This window comes from Kocuria oceani (genome assembly GCF_029524215.1).
Taxonomy (GTDB): domain Bacteria; phylum Actinomycetota; class Actinomycetes; order Actinomycetales; family Micrococcaceae; genus Kocuria; species Kocuria oceani.
The window spans coordinates 112,916-128,657 of record NZ_JARAMH010000008.1; the positions used below are offsets into that span (position 1 = coordinate 112,916).

General features: G+C 74.3%; 14 protein-coding genes. 4 read left to right on the top strand and 10 right to left on the bottom strand.

Annotated features, from left to right (window positions below; genetic code table 11):
* The first annotated feature begins 161 nt into the window (after positions 1–161).
* Complete coding sequence (locus tag PU704_RS10890) at positions 162–1,343, top strand: alpha/beta hydrolase family protein (RefSeq protein WP_277551368.1); 1,182 nt, start codon at positions 162–164, stop codon at positions 1,341–1,343.
* 61 nt (positions 1,344–1,404) lie between these two features.
* Here the strand turns inward: PU704_RS10890 and PU704_RS10895 are convergent, their stop codons facing one another.
* From PU704_RS10895 to PU704_RS10905, 3 genes are all read right to left on the bottom strand, one after another.
* The gene (locus PU704_RS10895) at positions 1,405–3,906 is read right to left on the bottom strand and encodes a PEP/pyruvate-binding domain-containing protein (RefSeq protein ID WP_277551369.1); all 2,502 of its coding nucleotides are present in this window, start codon (positions 3,904–3,906) and stop codon (positions 1,405–1,407) included.
* Between the two features lie 183 nt (positions 3,907–4,089).
* Positions 4,090–4,737 (bottom strand): dihydrofolate reductase family protein, encoded by a 648-nt coding sequence (locus PU704_RS10900; protein ID WP_277551370.1) that lies wholly within the window; start codon positions 4,735–4,737, stop codon positions 4,090–4,092.
* Between the two features lie 46 nt (positions 4,738–4,783).
* Positions 4,784–5,692, bottom strand: a complete 909-nt coding sequence (locus tag PU704_RS10905) for an SPFH domain-containing protein (protein ID WP_277551371.1) — start codon at positions 5,690–5,692, stop codon at positions 4,784–4,786.
* 522 nt (positions 5,693–6,214) lie between these two features.
* Here PU704_RS10905 and PU704_RS10910 point away from each other — a divergent pair.
* On the top strand, positions 6,215–7,771 hold the full coding sequence (locus tag PU704_RS10910; protein WP_277551372.1) for a sulfatase-like hydrolase/transferase: 1,557 nt from the start codon (positions 6,215–6,217) through the stop codon (positions 7,769–7,771).
* Here the strand turns inward: PU704_RS10910 and PU704_RS10915 are convergent.
* From PU704_RS10915 to PU704_RS10940, 6 genes are all read right to left on the bottom strand, one after another.
* Positions 7,732–8,355, bottom strand: coding sequence for a dihydrofolate reductase family protein (locus PU704_RS10915; protein ID WP_277551373.1), 624 nt, complete (start codon positions 8,353–8,355; stop codon positions 7,732–7,734). The two genes, PU704_RS10910 and PU704_RS10915, sit on opposite strands and share 40 nt — an antisense overlap.
* Positions 8,356–8,495: 140 nt before the next feature.
* Entirely contained in the window at positions 8,496–8,897 is a 402-nt protein-coding gene (locus PU704_RS10920) for an MmcQ/YjbR family DNA-binding protein (protein ID WP_277551374.1), read from the bottom strand.
* An 87-nt stretch (positions 8,898–8,984) separates the two neighbouring features.
* The gene (locus tag PU704_RS10925; protein WP_277551375.1) at positions 8,985–10,778 is read right to left on the bottom strand and encodes an ABC transporter ATP-binding protein; all 1,794 of its coding nucleotides are present in this window, start codon (positions 10,776–10,778) and stop codon (positions 8,985–8,987) included.
* Positions 10,771–11,001: a hypothetical protein gene (locus tag PU704_RS10930; protein WP_380113732.1), complete on the bottom strand. Its 231-nt coding sequence runs from the start codon at positions 10,999–11,001 to the stop codon at positions 10,771–10,773. Before PU704_RS10930 ends, PU704_RS10925 begins: the two co-directional genes overlap by 8 nt.
* Positions 11,002–11,049: 48 nt before the next feature.
* Positions 11,050–11,718, bottom strand: a complete 669-nt coding sequence (locus PU704_RS10935) for a hypothetical protein (protein ID WP_277551376.1) — start codon at positions 11,716–11,718, stop codon at positions 11,050–11,052.
* 408 nt (positions 11,719–12,126) lie between these two features.
* Positions 12,127–12,495: a hypothetical protein gene (locus PU704_RS10940; RefSeq protein ID WP_277551377.1), complete on the bottom strand. Its 369-nt coding sequence runs from the start codon at positions 12,493–12,495 to the stop codon at positions 12,127–12,129.
* A gap of 44 nt (positions 12,496–12,539) precedes the next feature.
* On the opposite strand from PU704_RS10940, the gene PU704_RS10945 reads away from it, so the two are divergent.
* Complete coding sequence (locus PU704_RS10945; protein ID WP_277551378.1) at positions 12,540–13,745, top strand: cupin domain-containing protein; 1,206 nt, start codon at positions 12,540–12,542, stop codon at positions 13,743–13,745.
* A 10-nt stretch (positions 13,746–13,755) separates the two neighbouring features.
* Positions 13,756–14,652 (top strand): sucrase ferredoxin, encoded by an 897-nt coding sequence (locus PU704_RS10950; protein WP_338130230.1) that lies wholly within the window; start codon positions 13,756–13,758, stop codon positions 14,650–14,652.
* 35 nt (positions 14,653–14,687) lie between these two features.
* On the opposite strand, the gene PU704_RS10955 is transcribed toward PU704_RS10950, so the two are convergent.
* Positions 14,688–15,515: a carbonic anhydrase gene (locus PU704_RS10955; RefSeq protein WP_277551379.1), complete on the bottom strand. Its 828-nt coding sequence runs from the start codon at positions 15,513–15,515 to the stop codon at positions 14,688–14,690.
* Positions 15,516–15,742: the final 227 nt, after the last annotated feature.

Consider the following 15,742-nt stretch of genomic DNA (forward strand, 5'->3'; position numbering starts at 1 on the left):
AGCCGAGGACGCGGTCGCGGCCGGGCGGTGGTGGAGGCGGAAGCACGGGAGACAGCAGCACGGGAGGCGGAGCCACGAGGCGGGCACGTGCTCGCGCTGCTGCCGGTCGCCGGTGCGCGCAGTCCTCCGGGTCGCTGCCGGGCCGGGCGTAGTCTGACGGGGTGGGAGTTCCTGAGCTCGTTGCCCTGCCGGTGGGATTCGAGGCGTTCCACCGCCGCGGCTTCATCAACTACCAGCTCAACCGGGCCCATGCGCTGGGTTTCGCCGAGCGCCGGGAGCTGTTCGACGCCGCAGCACGCATCCGGTCGATGGACGACGGCGGCCCGGTGTTCGAGGCGTTGGCGTCCCGGGCCGCGGCGGAGGGACGGTACCGGCCTGCCACGGGATACGCGCGGCTGGCGGAGTTCTTCACGCCGCCGCGCTCGCAGCGCAAGCCGGAGCGCTACCGCCGGTACCTGGAGCTCTTCGACACCGCGTTCGCCGATGCCGCCCTCGTCCGCCACGAGGTGCCCTACGCCGGTGCGGCGCTGCCGGCCTACTCGCTGCCGGCGGCCGGGCCCCCGACAGGCGGCAAGGTGCTGCTGCACGGGGGATTCGACTCCGTGATCGAGGAGTTCTTCCCCGTCGCCCAGCGGATCGCTGCGGCCGGCTTCGCCGTGATCGCCTTCGAGGGCCCGGGACAGGGCGGCGCGCGGACGGTGCACGGGCTCACCTCGGACCACGACTGGGAGAAGCCGGTCGCGGCCGTGCTGGACCATATCCGGCTCGACCGGGCCGCGCTGGTCGGCATCTCGATGGGTGGCTACTGGGCGCTGCGCGCGGCGGGGCGCGAACCCCGCATCGCGCAGGTGGTGGCGTGGCCGCCGGTCTACGACTGGTTGCACCGGGCCCACCCGGTGCTGCGGGCCCCGGTCCGCTCGATGGTGCAGCACCGGGGCTTCATGGGGTGGAGCGTGCGGACCCGTGCCCGGCTGTCGCCGACCTTGCGTGTGGTGGTCGATCAAGTCCTGTACCTGCTCGACAGCGACGACCCGGCCGATGTTCCGGCGTGGTTCCTGGGCATGAACGCCGCCCACGCGGGCAGCGAGCGGGTGCGCCAGGACGTCCTGCTGATGTGCGGGGAGCACGACGCCTTCCAGCCCCCGGCGCTGACGCGAGCGCAGGCCCAGGCGCTCACGGCCGCCCACAGCGTCACCACGCGCCTGTTCACCCGGGCGGAGCAGGCCGATCAGCACTGCCAGATGGGCAACCTCGACCTCGCCTGTCGAGTGCTCACCAGCTGGTTGCGCAGCGTCGCGGCGAGCGCCGGAGGATCCGCGCCCCGGCCCGATCCGCCCCCGTAGGAGACCGGCACCCCACCGGAAGCGGCCGGCCGCTCCGTGGTCCGCCGGTCGTGTACCGACCTCACTTCCCGGCCCCGTGTCCCGTCACGGGCTCCGTGGGGTGCAGCCGGATCACCCCCGAGGCGCCGTCGATGGTGACCGTCTGGCCCTCGACCAGCCGGGTCGTGGCGTCGGGCACGCAGATGACGGCCGGGATCCCGTACTCACGGGCCACGGTCGGGCCGTGGGCGATCGTGGAGCCGGTCTCCGTGATGAGCCCGCCGAGGGTCAGGAACAGCGGCGTCCAGCCGGGATCGGTGGTCGGGGCGACGAGGATGTCCCCGGGCCGCAGCCTCGCCTCGGACGGGTGCTGGACGATCCGCGCCGGGCCGGTCGCGACCCCGGTGGCCGCCGGCTGGCCGACCAGGACGTCGGGCCCGTGCTCGGCGGCGGTGTCGTCGGGCAGTGCCTGCGGGTTCGTGCCGTCGGACAGCAGCAGGCCGGGGACCTGCCGCCGCCGGACCTCACGGTCGTGCTCCCGACGCCGGCGCGTCACCAGGGCGCGGGAGTCCGTGCCGTGCGCGGCGTCGAGGGCCTCGTCCAGGGTCAGGAACATGATGTCCTCCGCCTGCTCCAGCAGACCGCGCTCGGTGAGCTCGGCCCCCGCGGTGAGCAGCTGCCCGCGCACCTGGGCCAGCGGGGTCAGCCACAGGAACTTGGGCAGCTCGCGCAGTCCGGCCAGCTCCCGGCTGCGGCGCAGCAGGGCGCCGGCGAGCCGGGCCCGCAGCGGCCGGGTCCGCCGCGCCCGGCCGACGAGGTCCGCCAGGGCGGCCTCCGCCTCGTCGGCGGCGCGCGCGAACCGGGCCGGCGGGGCCTGACCCGGATCCGTCACCTGCAGGTACCCGGACAGGGCGGCGAAGACGGGGGTGGGGTCGTCGGCCCACCGGGGGGAGCCGACGTCGACTTCGGCGCTGCCGCGCAGCCCGTACTCCTCCAGGAACGCCGTCAGACCGAACTCGGGCAGCTCACCGCGCAGGAAGCGCGCGGCGAGCTCGTCCGGAGCGGTGCCCAGCAGCAGATCGCGGTGCGCACGGGCCGACCCGGCCACGGACCACAGCTGCAGGTCCATCTGGGTGGTGACGTTGTGGGGCATGCCGCGCAGGGTCGCGTTCAGCTCGCCCGGCCGCAGGGTCCCGTGCAGCAGCCGCCCGGCCACTCCCTGCGCGAGGAGCGCGGCCCACAGCGGGGGCAGGGAGCGCAGCATGGGCCCGGTCATCGTCGCGTCCTGCAGGTCTGCCGCGGACCGGATCCGGCTCGCCGTGTCCGCCGGTGCGGCCCAGCACTGCCGGCGGACCTGCTCGAGTTCGCGGAAGGCGCGCTCGCGGGCGGCGGCGGGCCGGGCCAGGGCCCGGAGGGCGCCGAGGAGCGAGGCGGGCACGACGGCCAGCAGCAGCCGCGCCGTCGCCCCCGGGGAGAACACGCGCGGACCGCGACGAGGAGGGCGCGGCGCGTAGCGGGGGTCCTCCAGGACGCGCCGCAGACCCCGCGCCACGGCCGGACCGTAGACCTGCGCCATCGCGGGGACGCCGGAGCGCAGGCGCGGACTGCGGACCACGCCGGTGAGGTCCAGGAAGAGCCGGCCGCCGATGTCGACGAGCACCGTGTCGACCACGGCGTCGTCGACGTTGAAGAGATGCAGCCAGCGGCGGGTCGTGGCCCGCAGCACGGACACGCCCATGGGGGTGACCGGGCGCCGCAGGCCCTGCATGTGGCCGACCTCCAGGTAGACACGCGGGTCGTCCGGCACCGCATCGTCCTGCACCGGGTCGTGATCGCGCGGGAGCGGGAAGAGGGTCGTGATCGCGCGGGACTGCAGCAGCCACAGGGTGCCCTCGGCGTCGTAGGCGAACTCGATGTCCTGCGGGCTGCCGAGGGCGCGCTGCACCCGTCGGGCGGTTGCCCGGAGTTCGTGCAGCTGGTCGGGGGAGAGGCACCCGTGATCCCGGCGCTCGGGGAGCGGGCCGCGCCCCGGCAGGACGTAGTGGTCGGTGTCCATGGTGCCGTCCACGACGCCGGTGCCCAGGCCCGGGACGGCGTCGACGACGGTCTCCGTGCGAGTGCCGGTCAGCGGGTTGGCGGTGAACATCACCCCGGCGGCCGTCGGGACGATCATGCGCTGCACGACGACGGCCATCGCCTCGTCGTCGCTCTCCTGCCCCTGCCCGGACCGGTAGGCGACGGCGCGCTCGCTGTCCAGGGACGCCCAGCACTGTCGGATCGCCGCGAGCAGCGCGTGCGGGCCCCGGACGTCCAGGACGGTGTCCTGCTGGCCGGCGAAGCTGGCACCCGGCGAGTCCTCGGCCGTGGCGCTGGAGCGGACGGCGACGGGACCACCGCCGAGGCGCTCGTAGGCCGCCAGGACCGCCCGCTCGGGCACGGAACCCGAGCGGTAGGCCTGCGTGGTCAGGCAGAAGCCGGCCGGCACGCGCTCGCCCGCGGCGATGAGGGCCCCCAGTCCGGCGGCCTTGCCCCCGACGAGCTCGGTCGTGCCCGGGGTGATGTCGGCGAGGTCGAGCACGTCCATGGGCTGCCTCCCGGGAGTCCAGGGGCTGACGGACAGGGCGCCGCGGCAGGGCCGAGGGGTGTCCGCCGCCCTCGTTCACAGCCGATGATCCAGCCCGGCCGCCGCCAGGTCAACGGCCCCGTGGCCGAGGGCGGTGCCGCTCGGCGTGGCGGCGGCGGTGCCGGTGCTCCGGGGCGGCTCGCGTCAGGGCGTCCTCCGGTCGAAGGTCAGGTGGGTGACCCCGCTGGGTGCGGCGACGACCTCGATCTCGTAGTGCTCCTCCAGGGCCTCCAGCCCGTCCCACACCCGCACGCCGCGGCCGAGCACGATCGGCACCTGGACCAGGTGCATGTGGTCGACCAGGCCCGCGGCGAGGAAGTCGCGCACGACCGTGGGGCCGCCTCCGATGCGGACGTCCCGTCCGCCGGCCGCCTCACGGGCGGCCCGGAGCGCCTCCTCCGGTGCGGCGTCGAGGAAGTGGAAGGTGGTGCCGCCGTCCATCTCGATCGAGGATCGCGGGCGGTGGGTCAGCACGAAGACCGGCGTGTGGAACGGAGGGTTCGGCCCCCACCACCCTGTCCAGTCCGCGTCGTCCTGCCAGCCCGGCGGGCCGAACTTGCCCGCGCCCATGATCTCCACCCCGATGCCCGGCTCGTGCTGCTGGGCGAACGCGTCGTCGATGCCGGCGGTGCCGCCCTGGCGCCCCAGGATGGGGGCGCCGAAGCGGGTGGCGATCAACCACTCGTGCAGCCGCCGGCCGGCGTGACCCATGGGCGCCTCGGGGGTCTGACCCGCGCCGGTCGCGAAACCGTCCAGCGAGAGGGAGAAGTTGTGGATGCGGGTCCGTGTCATCTGCTCGCTCCGTCTGCTCGGCGGCGGGTGCACCGGGGTCGGTGGTTCACCGGTTCGTGTTCACGAGGACGTCCGCGGTGTCCGCCCCGAAGCAGGTCCAGGTGGCCGGCAGGGGCCCGTTCTCGTCGACGTTCCAATTGTTGGTGATGGTCAGGCACTCGAGCACGAGATTCTCGGCGGTGACGTTCTTGTTGCGTTCCCGGTCGGCCTCGGCGTCGATCCGGGCCTGCTCGAGGCGGGACTGGGCGCGGTCCACGTTCGCCTCGGCCTCCACCACCCGGTTCAGCGCGTCCTGGGCGGTCTGGTCCAGCGCCGCCGGCGGCAGCGCCACGGAGTCCAGCTGCACCCCGTACGGGGACAGCCGCTCGGTGAGGGCCGCCTCCACGGCCTCGCGCACCTCCTCGACCTTGCCCTCCGCGCGGGCCTCCGCAGGGGTGTAGGAGGCCAGGACAGTGGCGACCGCCTCCCGGGCCGCCGGCTGGACGAGCATCCCGTCCACGTTCTCGAACCGGCGGTACCGGGACCACAGCTCCTGGGCCTGCTCGCCGGTGATGGTCCACTGCACGGTCATGTGCTGCGTGCCGGAGCCACCGCCGGCGAAGGCGATCGGGGCGTCCATCTCCGAGCGCTGCAGCTGGGTGGAGAAGGTCTCGACCTCCGCCCAGGGCGCCTTGACCTGCCAGCCGGCCTGCAGGGTGCGGGAGTACCGGCCCAGGCTGGTCTCTATCCCCACCTCCCTGGCCCCGACCCGGGCCAGCGTGGTCCCCGCGGTGACGAGCAGCAGGAGCACCAGCGCGCTGACGGCCGTGACGCCGGCCGCCTTGCGCGTGGCGCTGGGACGGACGTGCTCACCCGCGGCGTCCTTCGGCGCCGGTTCCTGCGGCGCCGTGGCCCAGGCGACGACCGAGAGACCGAGGACGAGGGCAAGGACGGCGGCCGTGACGATGTAGAACATGCTCCTCTGTCCCCGATGTTCGGTGCTTCCGAAGTCCCGCCCGCGAGCGCGGTGGTTCGCTTGTGTAAACGTTCCCACATCGCGGGGCCGGGGGCAGCCGGTCACCGGAGGACGCGGCGCCACACTTCGGGGGACCGCCGGTTCCCACGGCGGTCCGGGCTCCCGGTCCGCAGAGGTGTCCTCGACGACCGCCGGGCCATCGCGGCGCGGCGACCCCGCAGCCTGCCGCGCGGAGTCGGAGTCCGGGGGAGTCGGTGATCCTGGCCCGGGTCCGACACCTCCGCCGGGCCCCGGGGCGCGGGGCAGGCCGGCCGCCGCTCACCGCGTCGTCCCGGTCGTCCCGCACGTGCGGTGCACGCCGGAGGGGGGGCGATCGCGCCTCAGGTGTCCGAGTGGCATCGGGCGCATGAACGGCTGTTGAACGGGTAACGTATCGGTACTACGTTGTGATGGGCCCGAGAACGGGTCCGACGTCAAGGATGTCCGGTGCACATACGCGCATCTGGAACGCGAGGTGTTGCGATGTCTGCCCGGATTTACCCCGTGATCCGACGGGGCGGCGTCGTCGCGGGACGCCTTCTGGTCTACGTCCTGATCTGGGCGGGGCTGGCGCTGCTCATCGCCGCCGCCGGGATCCGGTACTTCTGGGGCGAGATCACCGTGGGCCAGATGCTCCTGAACCTCGTCTCCGTGGAGCTCGACGGCGGGGGCGGCCCCATCGTCTGGATGGGCATCCTGGGGGTCGGTGTCCTGCCCCTGCTCCTCACCGCCGGGATCGCCCTCGGGCAGCACGCCCGGCGCCGGCGGCGCCGCCACCAGGGCGGGGACGTGCGGGCCCACCGTCCGCGGTGGCTCGTGCGCGTGGTCCCCACCGTCCTGGTCGCAGGCGTGGTCGTCGGCGGCAGCACCGCCTTCGCCACCACGGTGGGCGTCGGGGACTACCTCAGGGCGGGGAACTCCGCGTACGACCTCGGCGACTACTACGTGGAGCCGACGGTCACCGGCGACGAGCGCAAGCGCAACCTGGTGCTGATCTACCTCGAGTCCGGGGAGGCCACCCTCGCGAACGACGAGCTCTTCGAGAAGAACGCGTTCGCGCCGCTGCAGGAGGTCACCCGGGCCTCGGACGGCTGGCAGAGCGTGGAGGACCTCCGGCAGTACGAGGGCGGGGGCTGGACGATGGCCGGTCTCACGGCCACGCAGTGCGGCGTGCCGCTGAAGGGCCTCGGCTCCGCCGCGGACAGCGGCGCCCTCAACGAGCTCGGCGGCGACGTCGGCACCTACCTGGGCGGGACCACCTGCCTGGGCGACGTCCTCCGCGAGCACGGCTACACCAGCGTCTTCCTGGGCGGGGCCAACGCCTCCTTCGCCGCCAAGGACGCCTTCCTGGGCACCCACGGCTACTCCGAGGTGAAGGACCTCTCCGACTGGCGCGCCGCCGGGGAACCGGAGAAGAACTTCCGCGGTGACTGGGGTCTGAGCGACGGACGCCTCATGGCGCACGCCAAGGACGAGGTCGACGCGCTGCACGCCGAGGCGCAGCGGACCGGCCGGCCGTTCAACCTCTCCGTCCTCACGCTGGACACGCACGAGCCGGTGCACATCTTCGACTACTGCACCGTGGACACGGAGAACGTGGTCACCTCCGCGTTCTTCTGCTCCATGACCCAGGTGGCCGGTTTCGTGGCCCACCTGGAGCAGAAGGGCTACCTCGAGGACACCGCCGTGGTGATCATGGGCGACCACCTCAAGCACATGAGCGCCGGTGACGCCTTCCACGAGCAGCTGGACCACCACGACAACCGCACCATCTTCAACCGCGTCTGGGTGCCCGGCGAGGACCTGGACGGCCGGCTGCGCCCCCGCGTGGACCAGCTGAGCATGTACCCCACGATCCTGGAGGCCGCCGGCCTGGAGCTGAGCGACCGCGCGGCCGGGCTGGGCGTGTCCGCCTTCACCACGGAGCTCCCGCAGGGCTCGGCGCAGGCCATGGAGCCGCAGCTGTACACCGAGCTGCTGAGATCACGGTCCTCGCAGTTCTACGCGGAGGCATGGTCCGGCGGGGACGTCGCCCGGTAGCCCGGTCCGTGTCCGGTGCGCCGGGGGCGGTCGACGACATAGGTGATCTGCACCATGCCGTTGTCGAACCGGCGCTCCCGCACGAGCCGCAGGTCCAGGGACAGCCCGTCCGGGAAGACCGGAGTGCCGCCTCCGAGGGTGACCGGGCACAGCAGCAGCTCGACCACGTCGACCACACCCAGCAGCAGGGCGCTCCCGGCGAGGGTCGGGCCCTCGATCGTGAGGTCCCCGGGCGCCTCGGACCTCGCGCGCTCGACCGCCTCGGCGGTGAACTCGCGCTCGAGCCGGGTGCGCTCGGTCCAGGTCCGTTCGAGGGAGGAGGAGAAGACCACCTTGTCGGCCCGCTTCCACGTCTCGGCGAAGCGCGCCGACTCGGGGGACCACGTCGGGGCGGTGGGATCGGTCTCCCACACGGCCATCGTCTCGTACATGCGGCGCCCGTAGAGGTAGGTGCTCACCGAGGCCAGGTCGTCGGTCAGCGCCGCGACGACGGCTTCGTCGGGCACCGCCCAGGAGAAGTCGCCCTCGGTGTCGGAGTTGTAGCCGTCCAGCGAGGAGGCCACGGAGTAGATCACCGTCCCCATGGTTGCACTCAACTCGACCGAGGCGCTCCGGCGCAAGGGGGCGGTGTGCGTCCGAGGTCCTCAGCGGGCGGCGATCGCCGGGCCCGCCGTGCGCACGGGACGGGGCGCGCGGAGTCCCGGGGGGGCCGTGCGGCCGCGGCTCAGCCCGTCTCCGCCGTCGGCCACGATCCGGTGCCGGTGTGGCGCAGCACGGGGCGCCGGGCCCGGGGAAGGCCCTCGACGACGAGCTCGTAGGCGTTCAGCACCAGCTCGGCCACGAGGTCACGGGTGATCCCGGGGCCGGCGCCGAGGGAGATCCAGTGCTGCTTGTTCATGTGGTAGCCGGGCGTGATGGTGGGGAACTCCTGGCGCAGTGCCGCCGCGTGCGGGGGCTCGCACTTGAGCGTCACGATCGGTGCGCCGGGCGCTTCGGTGGCCATCAGGAAGATCTTGCCGACCACCTTGAAGACGTCGTGCTCGGGGCCGAAGGGATGGGTGCGGGACACCGCCGGCAACCCGGCGGCGACCTGCATGGCGAGCTGCTGAAGCTGCGTTCCGTCCACGGTCCGTCTCCTTCCGAGGCCGCCGGCTCCCGGTGACCGCCTGCGCCACCGGGTTCCGAGACCAGTATCCTCCGGCCCGGAGCGTCGTCAGACTAGCAGCTGGTGACGGGCGAGCTCGCGGTAGAGCTCCGAGGCGCCCAGCAGCTCCTCGTGGGTGCCGGTGGCGGTCAGCCGGCCGCGGTCGAGCACGATGATCTGCTGGGCCCCCACGACGGTCGACAGGCGGTGGGCCACGATGAGGACCGTGCGCCCGGCCGCGGCGGAGCGGATGGCGGCGTGGAGGGCCTGCTCGTTGCGGGAGTCCAGGCTGGCGGTGGGCTCGTCGAGCAGCAGCAGCGGCGTGTCCGCCAGCAGGGACCGGGCGATGGCCAGGCGCTGGCGCTCACCGCCGGACAGCCCGGCGCCGTCGTCGCCGACGGGTGCGTCCAGGCCCTCGGGGTGCTCCTGGAGGCGCGCCAGGAGGTTGACCGCGTCCAGCACCTCCCGGCAGGAGGCCTCGTCGGCCTCGGGGGCGGCGAGCAGCAGGTTCTCCCGCACGGTCCCGGCCAGCACGGGAGCGTCCTGCTCGACGTAGCCGATCCGGGCCCGCAGATCGGCCCGGGACATGGCGCGCAGATCGGTGCCGTCGAGACGGATGGAGCCGTGGTCGGGATCGTGGAAGCGTTCGATGAGGGCGAGCAGCGTGGACTTGCCGCCCCCCGACGGTCCGACGATCGCGGTGGTCGATCCGGCCGGGACCGTGAAGCTGAGCTGGTCGAGCACCGGCCTGCCTGGCCGGTAGGAGAACGTGACCCAGTCGAAGGACACCTCGACCGGGCGCCCTCGCTGTCCCGTGCGCGCCGCGGCAGCGCCGGCCTCGGGGGTGCCGCCCGACCCTTCGCCGGCCCGGTCCTGCGCGTCCTCGCGCGGCAGCTCCAGGATCTCCTGGATGCGGCCCAGGGCGCCCAGGGCGGCGCGGACGGTGGTGACGGCGGAGAAGAACTGCCCCAGCGGCATGACCATCATGAAGAGGAAGAGGATGAAGGTCACCAGATCGGCGACGGCGAGCGCGCCGGAGGCCACCCGGTAGCCGCCCACGCCCAAGACGGCGAGGAAGGAGCCCTGGACGGCGAGCCCGCTGATCGGCCAGAGCACTGCGCCGACCCCGGCGACGCGCACCCCGTAGTCGTAGGCCGCGATCGCCTCGGTCTCGAGCCGGGCCACCTCCCGGTCGGTGGCCCCGCTGGCGCGGATGGTGCGCACCGCCGACAGGGCGCGTTCCACGCCGGCGGCCAGGCGGCCCACGGCTTCCTGGGCCGCGCGGGTGAGGACCTGGATCCGTGCCGAGGCGATCACCACGGCCAGCACGGCGACCAGGACGACGCTGAGGGTGATGCCGAGCAGCAGCGGGTCCAGCAGGGCCATCCCGATCAGCGCACCGGCGAACACCAGCGACCCGCCCAGGGCGTCCACGAGGCCACCGGTCAGCGCGGCCCGCACCATGGTGGTGTCCGAGCCCACCCGGGAGACCAGGTCGCCGGTCCGGCGGGCGTCGTGCTCGCGCACCGGCAGGCGCAGGAGCTGGCCCACCAGGCGCCGCCGGGCGGTGAGCACCACGCCCTCGGCGGTGCGTTCGAGCAGGTACTGCTGCGCCGCGCCCACCAGGCCGGCGCCGAGCACCAGCAGGACGAGCACCAGCACCACTGGCGCCGCCGACCGGTCGGTGCTGATGGATCTGATGACCTGGTTGACGGCCACCGGCTGCGCGAGGCTCAGCCCCGCCCCCAGGACCGACAGCACGAGCACCACGCCCAGGACGCCACGGTGCTGCGTGAGGTAGCCGAGCAGGTCCTGCAGGCGGCCGTGCGGGACCGGTGCGTCGGCGGCGGTCGGGTCAGTCACGCTCGAACCTCGAGCCGCCGTACTTGCGGTGCACCGCCTGGCGGCTCACCCCCAGGGCGGCGGCGATCTGCGCCCACGACGCGCCCCGTGCGCGGGCCCGGCGCACCGCCACCGCCTCCTGCTGCGAGAGCTGGCGGTGCAGCGCCGCCGTGGCCCGCAGCGCCCGCAGCGGGTCGTCGTCCTCGGTCTGGGCCACCAGCACGCTCATCGGCACCTCGTCCATCGTCGTCGCACCTCCTGCGTGTCAACCTACGATGACGGCACACCCGTGTCAACGTCCGTTGACACGGGACTCCCGGTGCCGGGCACGGCGCGCGCACCCCGGCCGAGGTCTTCTCCGGAGGTCCACGGTGGCCCGGGAAGGCGGCCGGGCTGCCGCTCCGTCTCGGGGCGCCGGGCTCAGGACCGGTCCCGGCGGGCGGCGCGGCGGCGGGCCAGGGCCCGCAGCACGGCGATCGCGGCGTTCCAGATCCCGTCGTTGTACGTGGGGGTAGGGATGGGTGACCGCGGCCAGGTCCGTGGTGGACAGACCGCGGTGCACGGCCAGGGTGAGCTCGCCGATGGACTCCCCGGCCCGGGGTCCCACGACGGTGCCGCCGAGGACCCGGCCTCTGCGGTCCAGGATCAGGAGGGTGAATCCGGTGGTGCTGCCCTCGGTGATGGCCCGGTCCTGGGTGGCGTGCTCGACGGTGTGGGCCGTGCTGCCCGGACGGGTGGCCGTGGTGACTCCCACGGCGGCCGGCTCCGGATCGGTGAACGTGATCCGGGGGACGATCTCGCCGGTGCGGCGGGTCGGCCCCAGCACCGCGTTCGAGGCGGCCACGGAGGCCTGGACACCGGCGAGGTGGGTGTACTTCTCCCCGTGGGTGACGTCCCCGGCGGCCCGGATGCCGGGGACGCTGGCCCGCAGCGCCCCGTCGACGACGACGCCCCCGGACACGTCGCAGGCAACCCCGGCCTCGGCCAGCCCAGATCCCCGGTGCGCGGACCGCGACGTGGTCGGCGGCGCCCTCCGGCCCGACCTGTCGTCCGGGGCGCGACGATCAGCCCGATGCGGGTGCGCCCCTGCGGGAAACTGCCGAGCAGGGGGCCGTCACGCAGGCCGATCCCCTCGGCTCTTCCGGATCCCGGCGCCGGCGACCGCTCCACCCCGATGGCGGCCGGAGGCTCGGACGGGCAGCGTGCACGCCGGCACGGCCGATCCGGGCGCCCCTGACTGTTCCCACGCCGGAGCTGTCTCGATAGGGTGAGCGCGGGTCGATGCTGAGGAATCGCCCCGCGTGGCGATCGGGCGCCGGCACCGGAACCCGATCCTGTTCATCCGACTCTGGGAGGAAGCATGACTGATTCACAGCAGGATCCGAACCAGCAGGAAGGCCCTGCCGACGGCGGCGCGGCCGGTGCCCCGGGCGTCCACGACGGAGGTGCCGACGGAGGCGCCGAAGGTCCCGCCGACGGCGGCGCGGCGGGCACCCCGGGTGTCCACGACGGCGGTGCCGACGGGGGAGCTGACGGGGGCGCGGAAGGCCCTGCCGACGGCGGCGCGGCGGGCACCCCGGGCGTCCACGACGGCGGTGCCGACGGAGGCGCCGAAGGTCCCGCCGACGGCGGCGCGGCCGGTGCCCCGGGCGTCCACGACGGCGGTGCCGACGGGGGAGCTGACGGGGGCGCGGAAGGCCCTGCCGACGGCGGGGCGGCCGGCGCCCCGGGCGTCCACGACGGAGGCGCTGACGGAGGAGCCGAAGCACGAGGCGTGTGAGCATGAGCGGCATCCGCGACCACTCGCAGGACCCCGGCGCCCCGGACGGCGCCGGGGTCCTGGAGACACGGCTGATCGACATCGGGCGGGAGAGGTTCGCCCGCGAGGTCTGGGGGCGCGCGGCCCTGCTCACCCGCAGCGCCGGAGACTTCTCCGATCTGTTCTCCGCCGCAGCCGTCGACGAGCTCATTGCGCGCCGCGGGCTGCGCACGCCCTTCCTGCGCGTCGCCAAGGACGGTTCCACGTTCCCCGACTCCTCGTTCACCTCGCCCGCCGGTGTCGGCGCCACCGTGCCCGACCAGCTCGACGACACCGCGCTCTGGCGCAGCTTCGCCGACGGGGCCACGCTCGTCCTGCAGGCCCTGCACCGCATGTGGGAGCCGGTCGCCGAGTTCAGCACCAGGCTGGGCACCGAGCTCGGGCACCCGGTGCAGGCCAACGCCTACGTCACCCCGCCGCAGAACCGGGGGTTCGACGCTCACTACGACGTCCACGACGTCTTCGTGCTGCAGATCGCCGGCACCAAGCGCTGGATCATCCACGAGCCCGTCCACCCCGACCCCCTGCGGGACCAGCCCTGGACCGCCCACCGGGCCGCAGTCGCCGAGGCCGCGCAGGGCACGGCCCGGATCGACACCGTGCTCGAGCCCGGCGACGCCCTCTATCTGCCGCGGGGCTGGCTGCACGCGGCCCAGGCGCAGCACGAGGTCTCCGTCCACCTCACGCTCGGGATCCACAGCTGGACCCGCCACGCACTGGCCGAGCAGCTCGCCCAGGCAGCCCTGGCCCTGCTGGCCGACGAGCCCGAGATGCGCGCCACGCTGCCGCTGGGTGTCGACGGCCCCGGCGAGGAGCTCGAGGCCGTCCGTGAGCGGCTGGCCGCGGCCGTCGCCGCGGCGGACTCCACGGCCCTGTTCCACCGCGCCCGGAGGAGCCAGGGGCGTCCGGCCCCGCTGGGCCCGCTGGCCCAGCTGGCGGCCGTCGAGGACCTGCGCCCCGACTCCCCGGTGCGGCTCCGGGAGGCCCTGGCGGCCCGGATGGAGGGGTCCCGCCTGACCACGCGGGTGGGGTGGCTGGACTTCCCGGAGGCCGATCTGCCCGCCGTCGCTCGCCTGCTCGACGGGGAGGTGCACACCGCGGACGACCTCGGCGCCGAGCTCGTCGCGCGGCTGCTGCGCGCGGGCGTCCTCGTCCCCGCCGACCGGTGATGTCGCCGCAGTGACCGCCACGGAACGGTTCTCCTGCGCCGAGGCGGCCCGGGACCGCGGGGACCCGATGGCGGGCACGGCGCCGCGCGGTTTCGTGTGGGTCCTCGTCGAGCACCGGGGCGGGTGGCCGGCCGACGGCTTCGACGGACTCGACCTGGAGCCGGGGACCAAGGCGCTCGTGTTCGCCGCCGCGCAGGCGGTGCGGGCCCGGGTGCTGCTGGTCAGGCGGCACGGCCGCCGCAGCGTCGAGGGGCCCCGTCGCTGGGCCGTGCTGCACCACGGGCCCGACGGCGCGGGTCGTCAGCAGTGGGGCACGTGGGACCGGGACGAGGACCTGGCGGAGATCGCCACGGCCCTGGGCACCCCTGGGGAGCTGGGACACCCGCCGGTCGTGCTGGTCTGCGCCCACGGTCAGCACGACCCGTGCTGCGCCGTGCACGGGCGGCCCGTGGCGCGGATCCTGAGCGAGCACTGGCCGGAGCTGGTGTGGGAGTGCGCGCACGTCGGCGGGGACAGGTTCGCCGGCAACGTCGTGATCGCCCCCGACGGCGTCTACTACGGCGGCCTCGACGCCGAGTCCTCCGTCCTCGTGGTCGGTGAGCACCTGGCCGGGCGGGTGCACCCGGAGCACCTGCGCGGCTACACGGATCTCACGCCGCCCCAGCAGGCCGCTGTCGCGGCCGCCCTCGGACGCTTCGGTCCGGCGGGCCGCACGGACTACACGGTGGCCGAGACGTCCCGTCACGGAGACCACTGGCGGATCAGCCTCGTCGGCCGCCCGCCGCACCCGGGCCGGGTCGACGTCGAGCTGCAGGCCCACCGTGCACCGCCGTGCCGGCTGACGTGTCGCGGGCCGGCGACCAGCTCGGCCGTCGTCTACGAGCTCACCGCGATCCGCGGCGCCTGAGCGAGGGGCGCACCGGGCATGTCATGCGCTGCGGATCACTGGTCGACCTCGCTGACCTGGCGGTCGTTCAGGGGCTGCACCGGACGGTTGTTCCCGGCGTGCGCGGAGCGCAGACCAGCGATCTGGGCGGCGCCCAGCTCGATGGGGCTCTGCAGCAGGAGCCAGCGCACGTCCTCGCTGCACGGGGGCGTGGTGAGGCTGCCGCCGTACACGTAGTGGTCCAGGGACTCGGGGAGCAGGGAGGTGAGCGTCAGCCCTGTCACGGCCGGTGAGTCCTCGCCCGCCGTGGCGGGGATCGCGTCGGAGACGGACGACCACGCGGCGTTGTGCCGTCCCTCGGCGGCCAGCACGCCGACGACGGCGAGGTCGCCGTTCTCGGACCGGTGCACGAAGTGGAACTCCGCGGCGTAGGCTGCACCGTCGACCGTGTGCTCCGAGGGTGCATGGTAGTGCATGTGCTGAAAGGCGTACTCGGTCCCGCCGACCGTGATGCTCTGCGGCGAGAGCGCGTGGAGCTCGACCGTGTGCCCGGTGTCGCGGGCCTGGAAGTCGGCGGGCGTGTAGCCCGGTTCGATCGGCGCGGAGGACAGGGCAGGGTCGCTCGGGACGTCGATGGGTGACTGAGCCGTTCCGCTGCTGCAGGCCGTGAACTCGTCGGCGAGCTCCCCCCAGTGCTGCGGTCCGGTGGCCCCCTCGTAGGACCACTGCGCGGGGGCCTGCTCCGGCGCGCTCGGCGCGGCTGTGGCCGTGGGCGTGGCCGGAGCGTCGGGAGCGGCAGCGTCGGCGCAGCCGGTGAGGGTCGCCAGCAGCACGACGCTCGAGCCGACGACGGACATCTGGGTGGGCCATGAGGTGCTGCGCATCCCAGCCTTTCGGGTCGGTGGCGGGCGGAGCGTCCGCTCGGCCCGCAGAGCGGTGCGGCGCAGCCCGTGGTGGCTGGTGGCCGGTCCCGCACGCCGTGGGAACGCGGCGATCCGGCACCATCACATGCATATGCATGTTAGTTCGCGTCCACACTACCCTGCGCGCGGGACGAGTCCGGCGCGGGCCGGTCCTCGACGGCCCTGCGGTGACGGGCGGAGACCAGGTG